Raw genomic sequence first — 16952 nt, forward strand, 5'->3', positions numbered from 1 at the left:
ATAAAAAATAAATACAGGGCACGCATAAACCAAGAAGGAATCGGTCACTTTGTGGCAGGCGGCCTTTTGCGTTTTGTGAGCTTGACTGGATAAAGCTTTTTACTGAGCCGACGGGTCGGTAGCGGATACCCGAAAAGAGTATATGCATGTAGGTGATGCGTATGATCTGATTCGGATGAAACGTTCAGTGGTGGCTGGCAGCGCAATGACGAATAAGAATGAAGAACCGAAAAACGCCAGGCTGAGCTGGCTGGAGCGGCCCGGGGAAGATTTCCCGTTTTACCGTGGTCAGCCCGTTTCCCTTTCTGCCGTTAAGTGGCTTGTTGTTCTGGTGGCGGTTGCGGCAGGGTTCGCCTGCCTGACGGTTGATGTCCCTATCCTTACCAGTGATCTGGGTATTTTTATCCGTACCTTGCTGTTCCCCGCGATTCCATTGGTGGCTCTGAGAATAATGGTCGGAGCTCACTGGCGTTGTCTTTTTCGCCGTGTGAGGCGTGCGGACGTGGGCTGGATGCTGGGGTTCGCGGTTCTTAACCTGCTGGTAAGCACCTTGGTTGGCTGGCTGATCATGACGCTGTTTGGCGCGGAGGCAAATGCGGCGGTGGTGGGGCTTGCGGGACTGGGCGCCTCGGAGCGCGGGCTTTTCTTTCTGCGTACGGTGCCCCAGTTGTTCGGAGAAGAAGTTCTGACTGTGCTGCCGTTTCTGGCCATATTGTCCCTGGCCCATGATCGGCTCAATCTGTCGCGGGGCCGGTCGTTGCTGTTGGCCTGGTTGCTTTCATCGATACTTTTTGGCCTGGTGCACTTGCCATCCTATAACTGGAATCTTCTACAGTGTTTGCTGATTATCGGCAGCGCTCGTCTGGTTTTGTCCCTTGCCTATATCAAGACGAAAAATATCTGGGTATCAACCGGGGCGCATATCATTAATGACTGGGCGATTTTCAGTGTAGTTATACTGGGTTCTGCGGCGAAGGTTGTTGGCTGATCCCCTGCTGAACCAGTGCGATTTGCAGGTGCTCCAGAAACACCTTCACCTTCTCCAACGGATATTTCCTCCCTGAATAAAACGCATACAACACCAGATCTTCCGGTTTGAGGCCGGGGTCGATTTGTACCAGGTCGCCGTTATCCAGCTCCGCCTGGCAGGCATGCTGCGGCAGGATGGCGAAGCCCAGGCCCTTGAGGGCGGCGGCTTTGGCCATGTGGCCGCTGTTGACCTTGTAGTGTGAGTGCACCGGTAGTGTCTGGCCCTTTTCGAAGCGCCAGGGCATGCCCTGTAGCACCGACAGGCTGGTAATGCAGGGCACTTTGCCCAGTTCACCGAGCGAGCGCGGTGGCGGGTGTTGTGCAAGCAATGAGGGGGCGGCGACGACGCAGCTTGGCCAGCGCAGGATCTCCCTGGCGACCCAGCCGGAGTCCTCCAGTTGTCCGCGCCCGAAGCGCAATACCAGGTCGAAGCCTTCCAGTATGCCTTCCACCGGGTTCAGCTGGGTGTCCGCGCTCAGCTGGATGCGGGGATGATGCAGGCAGAAGTCGGCGACGATGTCAGCCAGAAAGGGCAGGTCCGGCATGATGATCTTGAGATGCCCGTTCAGGGTATCGCCCTGCAGGGCGGTGTCTTGCAGGGCGCTGTCCATGGCCTGGGTAAGCGGCATGATGGATTGATATAGCTGCCTGCCGGCGGCGGTGGGGACCATCTTGCGGGTGGTGCGCTCCAGCAGCCGCACATTGAGCTGTTGCTCCAGCAGGGCCAGGTGTCGGCTGACATTGGAGGTGGGTAATTGCAGCTGCTCGGCGGCCTGCTTGATGCTCAGTTGCTGATACACCGCCTGGAAGCTGAGTAGCCAGGGTAGCTCGATGTTTTCGATCATCCATTATCTCAAAAAGCGGGATTAACCTGCCAAATATAGCATCTTTATCCTTCTGAATGGCTTGGTGAAACTCTCTGCTGCATTTACCACTAGCAGGGAGAGACCATGAAAAACAGACAACACCTTGCCATTGTCGGTGCCGGTGTGGCCGGCCTGGCGCTGGCGATACTGGCGGCCAGGCAGGGTTGGCGGGTTTGCCTGTATGAGCGCCATGAGCGGATTACTACTCTGGGCGCCGGGGTGACCCTGTGGCCCAATGCGCTCTTTGTGCTTGAGCAGATGGGGCTGGCGGGCGAGGTCAGCGCTGTGGGTGGGGCGCCGCGCTTTGTGCGCCAGTGGGATCACCGGGGCGTCAGCCAGGGTGAGCGGGATATCCAGGCGCTGAACGTGCTGAGTGGCTTTGCCACGGTGACGGTGTTGCGCCGTGATCTGATGGCCATCCTCTACCGGGCAGCCAGGGCGCAGGGGGTGGAGATGCACTTTGGCCGGGCCATGACGGCTGCGGATATTGTCATGCTCAGTCGGGAGGCGGAGCTGGTGGTGGGCGCTGATGGGCGCATGCAGTCGGTGGTGCGCGAGGTGCTGTTTGCTGACACGGTGCGCCCCCGTTACCAGGGCTTCGTCAATATTGTCGGTATCAGTGAGCCGGGCCCGGGCGTGCTGGACAATGCCATCCAGGATTTTCGTGGGCAGGGGGAGCGTTTCGGGGTGGTGCCGGTGAAGCCGGGTGTCTGTTACTGGGCTGCGGGCTGGCGGGCATCGCTGGACCGAGCGCGCCCGGTAACCCGCTGGTATGAGGAGATGCATGGGCGGTTTCAGCACTGGCCCGAGCCGGTGAAGACGGCGCTGGCCTGCCATGAAAAGGGCTCGCGCCATCGCATTTTTGTTCACGATATGGACCCGCTGCCCTACTGGCACCGGGGCAATGTGCTGCTGATCGGTGATGCGGCCCATGCGCCGCTGCCGACCTCGGGGCAGGGGGCCTGTCAGGCACTGGAAGATGCCTGGCACCTGGGGCGATTACTGGACGAGAGCGGGGATTTGCCGGCGATGCTGGCCACGTTTTATCAGCGGCGCATCGACAAGTGCTGCGCGGCCCAGCACGCCGGTCGACAACTGGCGGAACAGCTTTTTGCCGAGACGCCCGTGCCGTTGTCAGCGGCGCCTGTCGGGTCCATGGCGCAGTTGAGTGCGTTCTGGATGCGGGGATTGGGCCCGCTCTGACTGCCCGCTAGTCGCGGGGGACGGCGCGGGTGCGGCCGGTGTTGTCGATGGCCACGAAGGTAAAGTGGCCTTCGGTCACCTTGGAAAGGGTGCCGGTGTCTTCACGGATCCACACTTCCACCAGGATCTGCATGGAGCTGCGGCCGATGTCCTGCATCTGGGTGTAGCAGCTGACCACGGCGCCCACCGGTACCGGGCGCAGAAAGGCCATGGAGTCGATGGCCACGGTGGCAACCCGGCCGCGGGCTTTCTTGCGGGCGGTGACGGCGCCGGCCAGGTCCATTTGCGAGACCAGCCAGCCGCCGAAGATGTCACCGTTCCAGTTGGCGCTCTGGGGCATGGCAATGGTCTGGATGGCCAGGGTGCCTTTCGGTTGCGGGATGTCGTCTGCGTTGTCAGTCATGTTCTTATCCGTATAAAAGATGCGGTAACCAGGTCGCCAGTTCCGGGAACAGTGCCAGAATGCCCAGCATTAACAATTGTATGGCGATAAAGGGTATCACGCCCTGATAGATCTGCGCGGTTTTTACCTCGGCCGGGGCCACGCCGCGCAGGTAGAACAGGGCGAAGCCGAACGGCGGGGTCAAAAACGAGGTCTGCAGGTTGAGCGCGATCATCACCCCCAGCCAGATCGGGTCCAGCCCCATGCCCAGCAGTACCGGGCCGACGATCGGCACCACCACAAAGGTAATCTCGATAAAGTCGAGGATAAAGCCCAGCAGGAAGATCAGCAGCATGACCATCAGGGTGGCGCCGACCACGCCGCCGGGCATGCTGTTAAACAGGGCGTGTACGGATTCCTCGCCGCCGAAGCCGCGGAACACCAGCGAAAACAGGCTGGCGCCGATCAGAATCATGAACACCATGGCGGTGACGCGGCTGGTGGCGCGCACCACTTCGCCAAGCATGGCCCGGCTCAGCTGGCGATTGCCGGCGGCCAGCAGCATGGCGCCGAAGGCGCCGACGCCGGCGGCTTCGGTGGGCGTGGCCGTGCCGGTGAGAATGGAGCCGAGCACGGCGGCGATCAGCAGCAGCGGTGGCAGCAGGCCGCCAAGCAGGCCGGCCCAGCTGCGCGGGCTGTTGTCATCGCGCTGGAAGGCCGGCGCCAGGTGCGGTTTCCAGAGGCTGATGATCATTACGTAGAGCAGGTACAGGCCCACCAGAATCAGCCCGGGCAGCAGGGCACCGACAAACAGGTCACCCACGGAGACGGTATCCAGGTTCCACAGGCCCTGCTTGAGCTGGGCGTCCTGGTAGGCGTTGGAGAGCACATCACCGAGCAGCACCAGGGCGATGGACGGCGGGATGATCTGGCCCAGGGTGCCGGTGGCGCAGATCAGGCCGGTGGACAGCTGCGGCTGGTAGCCCTGGCGCAGCATGGTGGGTAGCGACAGCAGCCCCATGGTTACCACGGTGGCGCCGACGATGCCGGTGCTGGCCGCTAGCAGCGCGCCCACCAGGATGATGGCCAGGCCCATGCCGCCGGGTAGCGGGCCGAACAGCTGGCCCATGCTGGACAGCAGCTTCTCGGCCACTTTCGATTTTTCCAGCATCACGCCCATGAACACGAACAGCGGCACCGCCATCAGGGTGGTGTTCTCGACAATGCCGAACAGGCGGTTGGGCACGAAGGTCAGGTCCGCCGGGTTGAAATGACCGGTAAGCATGCCGGCGCCGGCGAACAGCAGGCCGGTGCCGCCCAGTGCAAAGGCCACCGGGTAGCCGCTCAGCAGCACCAGGCAGGCCACCGCGAACATCAACAGGGGAATCCAGCTCATCAGAGGCCCTCCCCGGGGTGCTCCTGCGGCGCCGGCAGGGGGTGGCCGGCCACGGCCAGGCCATGGCGCAGCAGCTCGGCGATGGCCTGCACCAGCAGCAGCACCGGCAGTACCAGCAGCAGACTCTTGAGCAGGTAAAGGAAGGGCAGGCCGCCGTTGGCGGAACCTTCCAGGGTGTGCCAGCTGCTGGTCACGTAGTGCAGGCTGAGGCCGAAGATGGCGCCGCACACCGGCAGCAGCAGAAACAGGGTGCCCAGCAGGTTGACCCAGGCGCGGGTGCGCGGGCGAAAGCGGGCGTAGAACACATCCACACGCACGTGCTCGTCCTCGGCCAGGGTGTAGGCGATGCCGAGCATGAAGAGGCTGCCGTGCAGATACATCAGTGATTCCTGCAGGGCGATATTGCCGATGCCGAAGGCATAGCGCAGCATCACCACGGCGACCATCACCAGCACCAGTGCCAGCGCCAGCCAGGCGCTGGTGCGGCCAATGGCGCAGGTAAAGCGGGTCAGCCGCTGCTGCCAGCGTTGTAATTGTTCTGTCATAGGCGCCCAATAGCGGCAGGGGAAAGGGTCGACAATGGCCGGCGGGCGAGGCCCCCGACATTGCCGCGCCCCGGCGGGGCCTGATTATACGGGCCCTGCGGGCCGGGGTCAGCCCGCGGGGCGGAATTTCCCCTGGCTGTCATTTTGCTGTCATATAGGGGCTCTAGGATGCGCAACCAGTAGAGAAAAAACCGGCGAGGATGCCGGCCAAAAACCAGGAGACGTATCGTGAAACTGAAAATGACAGCCCTGGTTGCCAGCGCGGCAACCGCCCTGACCCTGGCCAGCGCCCCGGCCAGCGCCCGTGATTACATTTCCATCGTGGGTTCCTCCACGGTGTATCCGTTCGCCACCACCGTGGCCGAGCGTTTCGGTCGCAGCACCTCTCACCCGACCCCGAAAATCGAATCTACCGGTTCCGGCGGCGGCATGAAGCTGTTCTGCGCCGGTGTCGGCACCCAGAACCCGGATATCACCAACGCTTCGCGTCGCATGAAGAAGTCCGAGTTCGAGCAGTGCCAGCAAAACGGTGTGAAAGACATCGCCGAGGTCGTGATCGGTTATGACGGCATCGTGGTGGCCAACTCCGCCGAAGCCAAGCACGTCGACCTGACCCTGCGTGACCTGTTCCTGGCCCTGGCCAAGGAAGTACCGAACCCGAACGGCAAGGAAGAGCTGGTGGCCAACCCCTACCAGACCTGGAAGGACGTGAACCCGGCCCTGCCCAATACCAAGATCGAAGTGCTGGGCCCGCCGCCGACCTCCGGCACCCGCGATGCCTTTGACGAGCTGGCCATTGAAGGCGGCTGCAAGACCTTCCCCTGGCTGAAGGCCATCAAGAGCGAAGACAAGGGCCGCTACAAGGCGATCTGCCGCAGCATCCGTGAAGACGGCGCCTACATCGAAGCCGGCGAGAACGACAACCTGATCGTGCAGAAGCTGCAGAAGAACCCGGCCGCCTTCGGTGTGTTCGGCTTCTCCTACCTGGACCAGAACCGCGGCAAGATCCAGGCGGCCAACGTGGCCGGTAACGCCCCGACCTTTGATACCATTGCCAGCGGCGACTACCCGCTGTCCCGCTCCCTGTACTTCTACGTGAAGAAGGCGCACGTGGGCGTGGTACCGGGTATCGAGGGTTACGTGAAAGAGTTCACCAGCGAGAAAGCCTGGGGCCCGGACGGTTACCTGGCCGACAAGGGCATGATCCCGCTGGGTGACGACCTGCGCGCTGACATGGGCAAGCAGGCCCGTAACCTGACGCCGATGACCGGTGACGAGCTTCACTAAGGTCTAAGCGCCTGACGCGAAAACAAAAAGCAGGGATGCTTTGCAGCCCGGTGGCCTCGGCCCCGGGCTTTTTCGCCGACCGGCAGACCGGTTTTTTGCTGCCCTGGCAGGACACGCCACGGCCTTGAGACGTACGGGGAATTGTTAATGGATACGGGTAACCTGCTGTTGCTGGTGGTGGTCATGGTGGCCGTGGCCTATTACATGGGGCGCCAGCGCTCCATGGCCCTGGCCCGGCCGCTGGGCGGCATTCGCCACCTGCATTCGCTGCCCTTCTACTACGCCATGCGCGCGGCGCTGTGGTGTGCCATCCCGGCGCTGGTGGTGCTGGGCCTGTGGCTGGTGTTTGACGACAGCTTCATTCGCACCTTGGTGATCGGTGGCCTGCCGGCGGACCAGCTGCCGGCCAGCGAGTCGGCCCGTGGCCTGTTGCTCAACCAGATCAACAACGTGGCCAGCGGCGCCCTGCCGGTGGACAGCGTCAGCCCGGCGGTGGCCGCCGCGGCGGAGCGCCTGGGGCACCTGCGCCAGATCAGCACCATGGCCCTGGCCGTGGCGGTGATCGTGGTGGGCATGCTGGGTGCGGCCTGGGGCTGGCTGAAGATTTCCCCGCAGTTGCGCGCCCGCCAGCAGGTGGAGCGGGTGCTGCAGGTGCTGTTCATGCTGTGCGCGCTGATCGCCATCCTCACCACCGTGGGGATTCTGATGTCGGTGCTGTTCGAGTCCATCCGCTTCTTCGGCAAGATCTCGCCGGTGGATTTCCTGTTCGGCCTCAAGTGGAGCCCGCAGATTGCCCTGCGCGCTGACCAGGTGGCTTCGGAGGGGTTCTTCGGTGCCATTCCGCTGTTTGTCGGTACCCTGCTGATTTCCGCCATCGCCCTGATCGTGGCGGTGCCGGTGGGGCTGATGTCGGCCATCTACCTGGCCGAGTACGCCCACCCGAAACTGCGCGCCTTCGCCAAGCCGGCGCTGGAAGTGCTGGCCGGGGTGCCTACCGTGGTGTACGGCTTCTTCGCCGCCCTGACCGTGGCGCCCTTCATTCGCAACCTGGGCGAATCCATGGGGCTGGATGTGGCCTCCGAATCCGCCCTGGCGGCGGGCCTGGTGATGGGGGTGATGATCATCCCCTTCGTGTCATCGCTGGCCGATGACGTGATCACCGCCGTTCCCCAGTCGCTGCGCGACGGTTCCCTGGGGCTCGGGGCGACGCAATCGGAAACCATCAAGAAAGTGATCATTCCGGCGGCGCTGCCGGGCATCATGGGCGGCATTCTGCTGGCCGCGTCCCGGGCCATTGGCGAGACCATGATCGTGGTGATGGCGGCGGGCCTGTCCGCCAACCTGACCGTGAACCCGCTGGAGGCGGTGACCACCGTGACGGTGCAGATCGTCACCCTGCTCACCGGTGACCAGGAGTTCGACAGTGCCAAGACCCTGGCGGCCTTTGCCCTGGGCCTGATGCTGTTCCTGACGACGCTGGCGCTGAACGTGCTGGCCCTGCGCATCGTCAAGAAATACCGCGAAGAATACGAGTAGGGAGCCAGAGATGAGCAAAACCACCGAACAGGTTCGCCAGTCCCTGGCCAAGCGTTACCGGGCGGAAAAACGCTTCCGGGCCTTCGGCATTGCCTCCATCGCCTTTGGCCTGCTGGCACTGCTGTTGTTGTTCACCGACATCATCGGCAAGGGCCACACGGCGTTTTTCGAGCACTACATCCAGATGGAAGTGACCTTTGATGCCGATACCCTGGGCATCGACGACGCTACCAACCAGGATCAGCTCAACTTCGCCAACTATGACGGCGTGATCCGCAATGCCCTGCGCGAGCGTTTCCCGCAGGTACAAAGCCGTGGCCAGAAGCGTGAGCTCTACAGCCTGATCAGTACCGGCGCCGGCTACCCGCTGCGCGACATGCTGGCCAGCCACCCGGCGCTGCTGGGCCAGACCCGGACCCTGTGGCTGCTGGCCGACGACGATGTGGATCAGTACTTCAAGGCCGACCGCCAGGGCCGCGAGGATTCACGCCTGACACCGGAGCAGAAGGCCTGGCTCACCAGCCTGGATGACAACGGCCAGGTGAAAAAGGAGTTCAATGCGTCCTTCTTCACCAGTGGTGATTCCCGCGAGCCGGAGCTGGCGGGTATCTGGGGCGCGGTGTGCGGTTCCTTCTTTACCATGCTGGTGACCTTGCTGCTGAGCTTCCCCATCGGCGTGGCAGCGGCCATCTATCTGGAAGAGTTCGCGCCGCGCAACAGGTTCACCGACTTCATCGAGGTCAACATCAACAACCTGGCGGCGGTGCCGTCGATCATCTTCGGCCTGCTAGGCCTGGCCATCTTTATCGGCCTGTTCGGCATGCCGCGCTCGGTGCCGCTGGTGGGCGGCATCGTGCTGACGCTGATGACGCTGCCGACCATCATCATTTCCAGCCGCGCGGCCATCAAGGCGGTGCCGCCGAGTATCCGCGAAGCGGCCATGGGCCTGGGCGCGTCGCCCATGCAGGTGGTGCTGCACCATGTGATGCCGCTGGCCATGCCCGGCATGCTCACCGGTGCCATCATCGGCATGGCCCAGGCGCTGGGCGAGACCGCGCCGCTGCTGATGATCGGTATGGTGGCCTTTATCGTCGATGTGCCCGCCGGGCCGGTCGACCCGGCCACCGTGTTGCCGGTGCAGATCTACCTGTGGGCCGACAGCCCGGAGCAGTCCTTCGTGGCACTGACCTCCGCCGCCATCATGGTGCTGCTGGCCTTCCTGATCGCCATGAACACCCTGGCGGTGTTCCTGCGCAAGCGCCTCGAGCGGCGCTGGTAAGGAGAGCACATGGATAACGCATCAACATTGAACAAGGGGCAGCAGGTGCGCCGTGCTGCCAACCCCCTGCAGGCCGAAGGTAAGCCGCCAATGAGTAATGAACATCCCTATCCGGAAAAAACCGTGGGTGCACCCTTCGTGGATGACCCGAAAATGCGCATGCGTGACGTGGACGTGTTCTACGGCGACAAGCAGGCCATCCACGGTGTCAGCCTGGATATCGGCAAGAACGAGGTGGTGGCCCTGATCGGCCCGTCCGGGTGTGGTAAGTCCACCTTCCTGCGTTCGCTCAATCGCATGAATGACACCATCGACATCTGCCGTGTGAGCGGGTCGCTGCATCTGGAGGAGCAGGATCTCTATGATCCGAAAATGGATGTGGTGGAACTGCGCGCGCGGGTGGGCATGGTGTTCCAGAAGCCCAATCCCTTCCCCAAGTCGATCTATGACAACGTGGCCTACGGCCCGCGCCTGCATGGCCTGGCCAACAAGAAGTACGACCTGGACGAGATCGTCGAGACCAGCCTGCGCAAGGCCGGCCTGTGGGAAGAAGTGAAAGACCGGCTGCACCAGCCCGGCACCGGCCTGTCCGGTGGCCAGCAGCAGCGGCTGTGCATTGCGCGCACCATCGCGGTGAGCCCGGAAGTGGTGCTGATGGATGAGCCCTGCTCGGCGCTGGACCCCATCGCCACCGCCAAAATCGAGGAGCTGATTGCCGAGTTGAGCGAGTCGTACACCATCGCCATCGTCACCCACTCCATGCAGCAGGCGGCGCGGGTTTCGCAACGCACCGCCTATTTCCACCTCGGTCATCTAGTGGAAATGAATGACACGGACACTGTGTTCACCAAGCCCCAGCACAGTCTCACGGAAGCTTATATTACGGGCCGCTTTGGTTAAGGAGAGCAACCCATGGATCGTACCTATTTTGGTCAGCACAGTTCCGCCCAGTTCAACGAGGCGCTGGAATCCATTCGCAATCACCTGATGGAAATGGGTGGCCTGGTCGAGAAGCAGGTGGTGGATGCGCTGGAAGCGCTGCTGCAGGCCGATTCCGCCCTGGCGGAAAAGGTGCTGGAAACCGAAGACAAGGTCGACAAGCTGGAAATGCTGATCGACGAGCAGTGCACCAAGGTGCTGGCGCTGCGCCAGCCGGCGGCCTCTGACCTGCGGCTTATCATTGCCGTGTCCAAGGCCGTGTCGGACCTGGAGCGCATCGGTGACGAGTCCGCCAAGATCGCCCGCATGGGCCTGCAACTGGCCGAGGAAGGCGAGTCGCCGCGCGGTTACGTGGAAGTGCGCCACATCGGCAACCACGTGCGTAACATGCTGCGTGACACCCTGGATGCCTTCGCCCGCTTCGACGCCAAGAAGGCGCTGGAAGTGGCCGCCGAAGACAACGAGGTGGACCTGGAATACCGCAGCGCCATGCGCTCGCTGGTGACCTTCATGATGGAAGATCCGCGCGCCATTTCCCGCGTGCTCAACATCATCTGGTCGCTGCGCGCCCTGGAGCGTATCGGCGACCACTCGCGCAACATTGCCGAGCAGGTCATCTACCTGGTGGAAGGCAAGGACGTGCGCCACATCAGCGTCGACGAGATGGAAGAGAAGCTCAAGGGTTAGGCCTTCCTCACGCAGCCTGTCATAAAGGATTCACGCCTGACCGCTTTCGGTCGGGCGCTTTTTTCGACTAATATATTCGTTATTCCGGATATATGGATAAAACCATGCTGACAGCCACGCAACTGTGTAAATGCCTGGGCGACGACATTCGCCTGGGCCTGATCTGCCTGCTCCATGGCCAGCAGGAGGTGTGCGTCTGTGATCTGGTGGCGGCGCTGGCTTTGCCCCAGTCCACGGTGTCCCGGCATCTGGGCCAGTTGCGCCAGTGTCAGCTGGTGGTGGCCCGCCGGCAGGGCACCTGGATGCACTACCGCATCAACCCGGCCCTGCCGGACTGGGCGCACCGCACGCTGGCCACCCTGGTGGTGCCGGCCCGGGAATCGCTGGATATCACGCTACCCAATAGCCTTTGCTGCGAGTAATGACCATGAACACGCCCCTGAATCTGCTTTTTCTGTGCACCGGTAATTCCTGTCGATCCATTCTTGGCGAGGCGCTGGCCAACCATCTGGGCGAGGGTCGTCTGCGCGGCCTGAGTGCAGGCAGCCAACCCACCGGTCAGGTCAACCCCAATGCCCTGGCGGTGCTGGCGCGCCATCATGTGCCGGCGGGTGAGCCCAGCTCCAAATCCATGGATGACCTGGAAGGTGAAAAGGTGGATCTGGTGATCACCGTGTGTGACGCCGCCGCCGGTGAAGCCTGTCCGATCTGGCTGGGTGACACCCTAAAGGTTCACTGGGGCCTGCCGGACCCGGCCCATGTGACCGGCACGCAGGAAGAGATCGTGGGGGCTTTCGAGGCCACCTACCAGGCGTTGCACGCTCGCCTCAGCGCGTTACTGGCACTGGATCTGGAGGAGCGCACGCCACTGGGCCTGGTGGCTGCTGCGCAGAAACTGCACCGCGAGCTGGAGTAATCAGAATGGGTTTTTTTGAACGTTATCTGAGTGTCTGGGTGGCGTTGGCGATTGTCGCCGGGGTGCTGCTGGGGCTGGCGGTGCCGGGCCTGTTTCAGGCCGTGGCGGCACTGGATTATGCCCATGTGAACCTGGCGGTGGCGGTGTTCATCTGGCTGATGGTCTACCCGATGATGATCCAGATCGATTTCACCGCCATTCGCGATGTGGGCCGCAAGCCCCGCGGGCTGGCCCTGACGCTGGTCATCAATTGGCTGATCAAGCCATTCACCATGGCTGCGCTGGGCTGGCTGTTCTTTCAGGGGCTGTTCGCGCCGCTGGTGGACCCGCAAACCGCCAGCGAGTACATCGCCGGCATGATTTTGCTGGGTGTGGCGCCCTGTACCGCCATGGTGTTTGTCTGGAGTCACCTGACCCGTGGCGACGCCAACTACACCCTGGTGCAGGTGGCCGCCAATGATCTGATCATGGTGTTTGCCTTCGCGCCCATCGCCGCCCTGCTGCTGGGCGTCAGCCATATCACCGTGCCCTGGGATACGCTGCTGTTGTCGGTGGTGCTGTATGTGGTGCTGCCGCTGATCGCCGGTTTTGTGACGCGCCAGGCGCTGGTGCGCGGGGGCGGCGAGGCGCGGGTCGCGTCTTTTGTGCATAGCCTCAAGCCGGTCAGCGTCATGGGCCTGCTGGCCACCGTGGTGGTGCTGTTCGGCTTCCAGGCGCAGACCATCCTCGCCCGGCCGATGGCCATTGTGCTGATCGCCATTCCGTTGCTGATCCAGACCTATGGCATCTTTGCCATCACCTACTGGCTGGCCCGACGCCTGCGGCTGGTGCACAACGTGGCCGGCCCGGCGGCCCTGATCGGCACCAGCAATTTCTTCGAGCTGGCGGTGGCGGTGGCTATCAGCCTGTTCGGCCTGCACTCCGGCGCCGCCCTGGCCACGGTGGTGGGGGTGCTGGTGGAAGTCCCGGTGATGCTGTCACTGGTGGCGATTGTCAATCGCACGCCGGGCTGGTTTGCACAGCCCGAGCAGGCTTGATCAAAAATCGTAGGGCGGAAATGGGCGTAAGCCCATCTGCGCCGCTGCTGTGGTGGAGACCGAAACCCCATGAGCGATATCCCCAATCTCGACAAGGCCTGCTTTCAGGTGCCGACGGCGGATGCCGTTTTCGCCGAGCCAGCCTCTCGGCACAAGCCGCGCATTCTTTTGTTGTACGGCTCACTGCGCCAGCGCTCTTTCAGTCGGCTGGTGGTGATGGAGGCGGCGCGGTTGCTGGAGGCCATGGGCGCGCAAACCAGAATCTTCCATGCCGATGGTTTGCCGTTGCCCGACAGCGAAGACGCGGACCATCCCAAGGTAAAGGAACTGCGAGATCTGGTGACCTGGAGCGAGGGCATGGTGTGGTGCTCGCCGGAACGCCATGGTGCCATGACCGGCATCATGAAAGCCCAGATCGACTGGATTCCGTTGTCACTGGGCGCGGTGCGCCCCACCCAGGGCAAGACTCTGGCGGTGATGCAGGTGTGCGGCGGCTCCCAGTCGTTCAACGCGGTCAATCAGCTGCGCGTGCTGGGCCGCTGGATGCGTATGGTCACCATCCCCAACCAGTCGTCGGTACCCAAGGCGTTTCTGGAATTCGATGACAACGACCGCATGAAACCGTCCGCTTTTTACGACCGTATTGTCGATGTGATGGAAGAGCTGGTGAAGTTCACCTACCTGGTGCGTGATCGCAGCGACTTCCTCACTGACCGTTACTCCGAGCGCAAGGAAAGCGCCGAGGCACTGATGAAACGGGTCAACCAGCGCAGTCTGTAAAGGCCGGGGCTAACCACAGAGGGCACAGAGGTCTCAGAGTAAAACGTTACCTGGTTGACCCTGTGCACGCTGTGGTGAAACGGTTTTGCGGGTAATCAGGCCGCGCGGATCACAAAGCCCTGACGGGGAAAGTGTACGTGCACCTCGCCCACCGCCGGTTCGTGGCGGGCCACCACCCAGCCCTGGTCGTTACTGGTGACCAGCGTGCCGGTGACCGGGTCGCGGCCATAGTCGTCCGGGGCCAGGCTAACGGTGTGGCCGATCAGGGTGTCGTCCTGGTTGCTGTTGGCAAGGGCCCGCGGGCTTGCCGTGCGGGCAATCTCCAGTGCCTGGTCGGCGTTGATCTCGCGGCGCTCACCCTGGCCGAATGCCTGCAGGCGGTCCATCCAGGTATTCACGTTCGGGTAGTTTTTGATGGCGGGCTGGTTGGCCAGGTCACGCTGGAACCACAGGCTGTGATAGGCGGAGAAGTCCCCGGCGTTGGGCTGTTCGCCAAACAGAAACGGTTGTTCGGCCAGCATGGCTTCCAGGTGATCCAGGTGGGCACGCACCATGCGCTTCATCTGCCGCGGGCCATGCGCTTTCACCCGGGCCTTGCTGCCCATGCGCAGCCGGTCCCATAACAGCTTGCCCAGATCAGCCAGTGTGGATTCCTTCAGCACCCGCCGCAGCAGGGTCAGGTTGCCGGCGGAAATGATACAGGCGAGAAAAATATCCAGATCCACCTGGCGGACAAATTCCTGCACCTCGGGCGAACAGTTCTCCAGTACCAGTTCCGGCTTGTTGCCCAGGCGGGCGATTTCCCGGCTGATGGTGCGGGTATCGCAGAACACGTCGGCGCCGATCTGTGCCACCGGAATCTTGCGGTAGCCGCCGGCCAGCGGCGCCAGCAGCGGGCGCGGCGGCATTTCCTTCACCTGCACCGACTGCCAGCTCAGGCCGGCATAGCCGAGCATGGCGCGGACCTTTTCGGAAAAGGGCGACAGGGTGTAGTGGTGCACAATCAGATCGGACATGGGGAGACTATCGGGCAATCGTCAGGTGCCGCGATCTTCCCCAAGCCGGCGGGCAATGGCAAGGCGGTTGGCGCCACGGCGGTGGCGCCACAGCCAAGAGTCAGGGCCTGTTCACACTACCGAGACGGCACATCGTCTGACACGACTGGACGAAAAAATGCATTCATCATAAGCCGTCCCGGTGGTGTCTAGGACAGACCGGCCAGTTGCTGGTTAAGCCATTGCTGGAACTGTGCCTTGGACAGGGCACCGGACAGGCGCGCCACTTCCCGGCCCCGGTGAAAGAGCATCAGGGTGGGGATGGAGCGGATCTGGAAGGCTCCGCCACTTTGCGGGTTGGCGTCGGTGTCCAGTTTCACGAACACCGCCCGGTCGGCCATCTCCGCGGCCACCTGGCGAAACACCGGCGCAAAATGCTGGCAGGGCCCGCACCAGGGGGCCCAGAAATCCACCACCACCGGCAGATCCGTCTTGTCCAGGTAACGGCGAAAGTCCCGGTCACTGGCGTCCAGTGGCTGGCCGGGCAGCAGGGCAGTGCGGCATTTGCCGCAGACCGGGCCATCAGAGAGCCGTGCCGTGGGCACCCGATTGAGGGCGCCGCAGGCCGGGCAGACCAGTTGGGTGGAGGTAGCTTTCATGGGCGTTGTCCGAGGTAGGAGGCCTGCTACCAATATCGGGTTGCGCCGGGGGAATTCAAGCGCCCGGGGGAGTGAAAACAAAGCGACCGCTATCCGGGTTGAAGGTGTAAATGGCGGAACGGTCACCCCGCTGGCTGTAGCAGGTCAGGACAATCTGCTCCGGACCCCGGGGGCTGGCTGTTTGCAGGTTCATGTAGATCGGCGTCATGGTGAAACCGAAACCGCATTCATGGGCATTGGGGTTGAACCGCTGCACGACCTTGCCGCTGGCCTTGCTGATCACGTCAACGCGATCAATGCTGACGTTGCCCTGTTCGGTTCGATAGAGACCGACGAAGGTGTGGTAGGCGGTCTGTCCCCAGAAGGGAATCTTTAGCTCGGCGCTACCGTGGGCAGGGTGATCATCATTTAGTTGCCCGGCCCGTGACAGGTTAACGGCTAGCGTATGATGACGGTCATGCCATTTTCCGTTGGCGCCTTGCCCGGTGAGCGTCAGTTGCAGGGGGCAGGCTGTGGTGTCGAAGCCGCTTTTGCTGCCCTGCTCAATGATCCGGGAAAAGGTCCTGGTGTCATGGATTTCGCACAGAGCTAGCTGGTCGCCATCCAGTTTGCCGTAAAGCACGATGGGCGAGCGATAACGGTCGTAGTAATAACTGCCTTCCACGTTCAGGCCCGAACCGAACGAGTACACTTGCAGGGACAGGTGCACTGCGGCGTCACCAAGATGCCCGGTGTAATTGGTGACCCGGTACCAGCCGGCAGTGGCCGGGCTGGTCAGGATCAGCAACGGTATCAGGCTCAGGAGGCGATACATGATACGGCTCCTAGGGCTAGTGATAACGGCGCGCGGCCAGCGCCACCATCACCAGCATCCAGCCGTTCATCAGCAGTTCGATGGCCAGGAACAGCCCCACCACCCATTCACCGGATTGCGGCCACTGGGCGAAGATCATCCCGGACAGGGCCAGGCCGATCACGGCGCTGACAATCAGTAAAAAGACATTGGCGCCGCCACGGGCATGCCAGGCAATGAACAGGCGGAACACCGAGGTGATGGCAATGGCCACGGCAATGATCAGGGTCAGGGCGCCGGCGGAGACCACCGGGTTGGCCATCACGTAGCCGCCCAGCAACGCATAAAGCAGACCCAGGATCAGAAACGGCAGGCTGCGCGACAGCGTGGCGGTGCGAAATGCCTGCAGGATCTGGATCACCCCGCCGAGCAGCAGCAGGCCACCAACCCAGAACACCCCGATCAGGGTGAACAGCCCCACGGCACCAATGCCGAAGGTGCCCAGTAACACGAACACAAGACCGGTGATCAGCAGGCCGCGCCAGTGGCGGGCCAGTTCTTCCAGCATGGCAGGAGGTGTGTCAGGCATGGCGAGGCTCCCTTTCGCAGCAATGACATGGCTG

General features: G+C 62.6%; 19 protein-coding genes. 11 read left to right on the plus strand and 8 right to left on the minus strand.

The window, feature by feature from the left end; translation table 11 throughout:
• The first annotated feature begins 175 nt into the window (after nt 1-175).
• Entirely contained in the window at nt 176-988 is an 813-nt protein-coding gene (locus A11A3_RS07950; RefSeq protein WP_202802678.1) for a CPBP family intramembrane glutamic endopeptidase, read from the plus strand.
• Here A11A3_RS07950 and A11A3_RS07955 read toward each other — a convergent pair.
• Nucleotides 954-1874 (minus strand): LysR family transcriptional regulator, encoded by a 921-nt coding sequence (locus tag A11A3_RS07955; RefSeq protein ID WP_008928768.1) that lies wholly within the window; start codon nt 1872-1874, stop codon nt 954-956. The genes A11A3_RS07950 and A11A3_RS07955 overlap by 35 nt on opposite strands.
• A 105-nt stretch (nt 1875-1979) precedes the next feature.
• Between A11A3_RS07955 and A11A3_RS07960 the strand changes: the two genes are divergently transcribed.
• Complete coding sequence (locus tag A11A3_RS07960) at nt 1980-3098, plus strand: FAD-dependent oxidoreductase (protein ID WP_008928769.1); 1119 nt, start codon at nt 1980-1982, stop codon at nt 3096-3098.
• A gap of 7 nt (nt 3099-3105) precedes the next feature.
• Here the strand turns inward: A11A3_RS07960 and A11A3_RS07965 are convergent, their stop codons facing one another.
• From A11A3_RS07965 to A11A3_RS07975, 3 genes are read right to left on the minus strand one after another with little or no spacing between them, the layout of a single operon-like run.
• Nucleotides 3106-3501, minus strand: coding sequence for an acyl-CoA thioesterase (locus tag A11A3_RS07965; protein ID WP_008928770.1), 396 nt, complete (start codon nt 3499-3501; stop codon nt 3106-3108).
• 4 nt (nt 3502-3505) lie between these two features.
• The gene (locus A11A3_RS07970) at nt 3506-4876 is read right to left on the minus strand and encodes a TRAP transporter large permease (protein ID WP_008928771.1); all 1371 of its coding nucleotides are present in this window, start codon (nt 4874-4876) and stop codon (nt 3506-3508) included.
• Entirely contained in the window at nt 4876-5421 is a 546-nt protein-coding gene (locus A11A3_RS07975; RefSeq protein ID WP_008928772.1) for a TRAP transporter small permease subunit, read from the minus strand. Before A11A3_RS07975 ends, A11A3_RS07970 begins: the two co-directional genes overlap by 1 nt.
• Before the next feature lie 240 nt (nt 5422-5661).
• Here A11A3_RS07975 and A11A3_RS07980 point away from each other — a divergent pair, with 240 nt between their 5' ends.
• The 9 genes from A11A3_RS07980 (at nt 5662) to arsH (ending at nt 13882) form a co-directional block, all read left to right on the plus strand.
• Nucleotides 5662-6708, plus strand: coding sequence for a PstS family phosphate ABC transporter substrate-binding protein (locus A11A3_RS07980; protein WP_040296925.1), 1047 nt, complete (start codon nt 5662-5664; stop codon nt 6706-6708).
• A 147-nt stretch (nt 6709-6855) separates the two neighbouring features.
• Complete coding sequence (pstC, locus tag A11A3_RS07985; RefSeq protein WP_008928774.1) at nt 6856-8244, plus strand: phosphate ABC transporter permease subunit PstC; 1389 nt, start codon at nt 6856-6858, stop codon at nt 8242-8244.
• Nucleotides 8245-8254: 10 nt separating this feature from the next.
• Nucleotides 8255-9523, plus strand: coding sequence for a phosphate ABC transporter permease PstA (gene pstA / locus A11A3_RS07990; RefSeq protein ID WP_008928775.1), 1269 nt, complete (start codon nt 8255-8257; stop codon nt 9521-9523).
• Nucleotides 9524-9613: 90 nt separating this feature from the next.
• On the plus strand, nt 9614-10423 hold the full coding sequence (gene pstB / locus A11A3_RS07995; RefSeq protein ID WP_202802679.1) for a phosphate ABC transporter ATP-binding protein PstB: 810 nt from the start codon (nt 9614-9616) through the stop codon (nt 10421-10423).
• A gap of 12 nt (nt 10424-10435) precedes the next feature.
• Complete coding sequence (gene phoU, locus A11A3_RS08000) at nt 10436-11149, plus strand: phosphate signaling complex protein PhoU (RefSeq protein WP_008928777.1); 714 nt, start codon at nt 10436-10438, stop codon at nt 11147-11149.
• 104 nt (nt 11150-11253) lie between these two features.
• The gene (locus A11A3_RS08005; protein WP_040296916.1) at nt 11254-11571 is read left to right on the plus strand and encodes an ArsR/SmtB family transcription factor; all 318 of its coding nucleotides are present in this window, start codon (nt 11254-11256) and stop codon (nt 11569-11571) included.
• Between the two features lie 5 nt (nt 11572-11576).
• Complete coding sequence (locus A11A3_RS08010) at nt 11577-12065, plus strand: arsenate reductase ArsC (protein ID WP_040296926.1); 489 nt, start codon at nt 11577-11579, stop codon at nt 12063-12065.
• 5 nt (nt 12066-12070) lie between these two features.
• The gene (gene arsB, locus A11A3_RS08015; RefSeq protein ID WP_008928780.1) at nt 12071-13102 is read left to right on the plus strand and encodes an ACR3 family arsenite efflux transporter; all 1032 of its coding nucleotides are present in this window, start codon (nt 12071-12073) and stop codon (nt 13100-13102) included.
• 69 nt (nt 13103-13171) lie between these two features.
• Nucleotides 13172-13882, plus strand: coding sequence for an arsenical resistance protein ArsH (gene arsH, locus A11A3_RS08020; protein ID WP_008928781.1), 711 nt, complete (start codon nt 13172-13174; stop codon nt 13880-13882).
• 95 nt (nt 13883-13977) lie between these two features.
• Here arsH and A11A3_RS08025 read toward each other — a convergent pair whose 3' ends face one another.
• The 4 genes from A11A3_RS08025 to A11A3_RS08040 all read right to left on the minus strand — a co-directional run bounded on the left by A11A3_RS08025 (nt 13978) and on the right by A11A3_RS08040 (nt 16918).
• Complete coding sequence (locus A11A3_RS08025; RefSeq protein WP_008928782.1) at nt 13978-14898, minus strand: glutathione S-transferase family protein; 921 nt, start codon at nt 14896-14898, stop codon at nt 13978-13980.
• A 188-nt stretch (nt 14899-15086) separates the two neighbouring features.
• Nucleotides 15087-15536, minus strand: a complete 450-nt coding sequence (gene trxC / locus A11A3_RS08030) for a thioredoxin TrxC (RefSeq protein ID WP_008928783.1) — start codon at nt 15534-15536, stop codon at nt 15087-15089.
• A gap of 55 nt (nt 15537-15591) precedes the next feature.
• Nucleotides 15592-16350, minus strand: a complete 759-nt coding sequence (locus A11A3_RS08035) for a hypothetical protein (RefSeq protein ID WP_008928784.1) — start codon at nt 16348-16350, stop codon at nt 15592-15594.
• A 16-nt stretch (nt 16351-16366) separates the two neighbouring features.
• Nucleotides 16367-16918 carry an HdeD family acid-resistance protein gene (locus tag A11A3_RS08040; protein ID WP_008928785.1) on the minus strand — a complete coding sequence of 184 codons (552 nt, stop codon included), beginning with the start codon at nt 16916-16918 and terminating at the stop codon, nt 16367-16369.
• Between the last annotated feature and the right edge of the window lie 34 nt (nt 16919-16952).

The sequence above is a fragment of the Alcanivorax hongdengensis A-11-3 genome, assembly GCF_000300995.1.
Classification (GTDB): domain Bacteria; phylum Pseudomonadota; class Gammaproteobacteria; order Pseudomonadales; family Alcanivoracaceae; genus Alcanivorax; species Alcanivorax hongdengensis.

Bases quoted from the DNA above. Each gene is read 5' to 3' on its own strand.
- A11A3_RS08025 (WP_008928782.1), bottom strand. From the start codon at position 14,898: ATGTCCGATCTGATTGTGCACCACTACACCCTGTCGCCCTTTTCCGAA.
- A11A3_RS08040 (WP_008928785.1), bottom strand. From the start codon at position 16,918: ATGCCTGACACACCTCCTGCCATGCTGGAAGAACTGGCCCGCCACTGG.
- arsB (WP_008928780.1), top strand. From the start codon at position 12,071: ATGGGTTTTTTTGAACGTTATCTGAGTGTCTGGGTGGCGTTGGCGATT.
- arsH (WP_008928781.1), top strand. From the start codon at position 13,172: ATGAGCGATATCCCCAATCTCGACAAGGCCTGCTTTCAGGTGCCGACG.
- phoU (WP_008928777.1), top strand. From the start codon at position 10,436: ATGGATCGTACCTATTTTGGTCAGCACAGTTCCGCCCAGTTCAACGAG.
- A11A3_RS07965 (WP_008928770.1), bottom strand. From the start codon at position 3,501: ATGACTGACAACGCAGACGACATCCCGCAACCGAAAGGCACCCTGGCC.
- pstB (WP_202802679.1), top strand. From the start codon at position 9,614: ATGAGTAATGAACATCCCTATCCGGAAAAAACCGTGGGTGCACCCTTC.
- A11A3_RS07955 (WP_008928768.1), bottom strand. From the start codon at position 1,874: ATGATCGAAAACATCGAGCTACCCTGGCTACTCAGCTTCCAGGCGGTG.
- A11A3_RS08035 (WP_008928784.1), bottom strand. From the start codon at position 16,350: ATGTATCGCCTCCTGAGCCTGATACCGTTGCTGATCCTGACCAGCCCG.
- A11A3_RS07970 (WP_008928771.1), bottom strand. From the start codon at position 4,876: ATGAGCTGGATTCCCCTGTTGATGTTCGCGGTGGCCTGCCTGGTGCTG.
- A11A3_RS07950 (WP_202802678.1), top strand. From the start codon at position 176: ATGAAACGTTCAGTGGTGGCTGGCAGCGCAATGACGAATAAGAATGAA.
- trxC (WP_008928783.1), bottom strand. From the start codon at position 15,536: ATGAAAGCTACCTCCACCCAACTGGTCTGCCCGGCCTGCGGCGCCCTC.
- A11A3_RS08010 (WP_040296926.1), top strand. From the start codon at position 11,577: ATGAACACGCCCCTGAATCTGCTTTTTCTGTGCACCGGTAATTCCTGT.
- A11A3_RS07975 (WP_008928772.1), bottom strand. From the start codon at position 5,421: ATGACAGAACAATTACAACGCTGGCAGCAGCGGCTGACCCGCTTTACC.
- A11A3_RS07960 (WP_008928769.1), top strand. From the start codon at position 1,980: ATGAAAAACAGACAACACCTTGCCATTGTCGGTGCCGGTGTGGCCGGC.
- pstA (WP_008928775.1), top strand. From the start codon at position 8,255: ATGAGCAAAACCACCGAACAGGTTCGCCAGTCCCTGGCCAAGCGTTAC.
- pstC (WP_008928774.1), top strand. From the start codon at position 6,856: ATGGATACGGGTAACCTGCTGTTGCTGGTGGTGGTCATGGTGGCCGTG.
- A11A3_RS08005 (WP_040296916.1), top strand. From the start codon at position 11,254: ATGCTGACAGCCACGCAACTGTGTAAATGCCTGGGCGACGACATTCGC.
- A11A3_RS07980 (WP_040296925.1), top strand. From the start codon at position 5,662: ATGACAGCCCTGGTTGCCAGCGCGGCAACCGCCCTGACCCTGGCCAGC.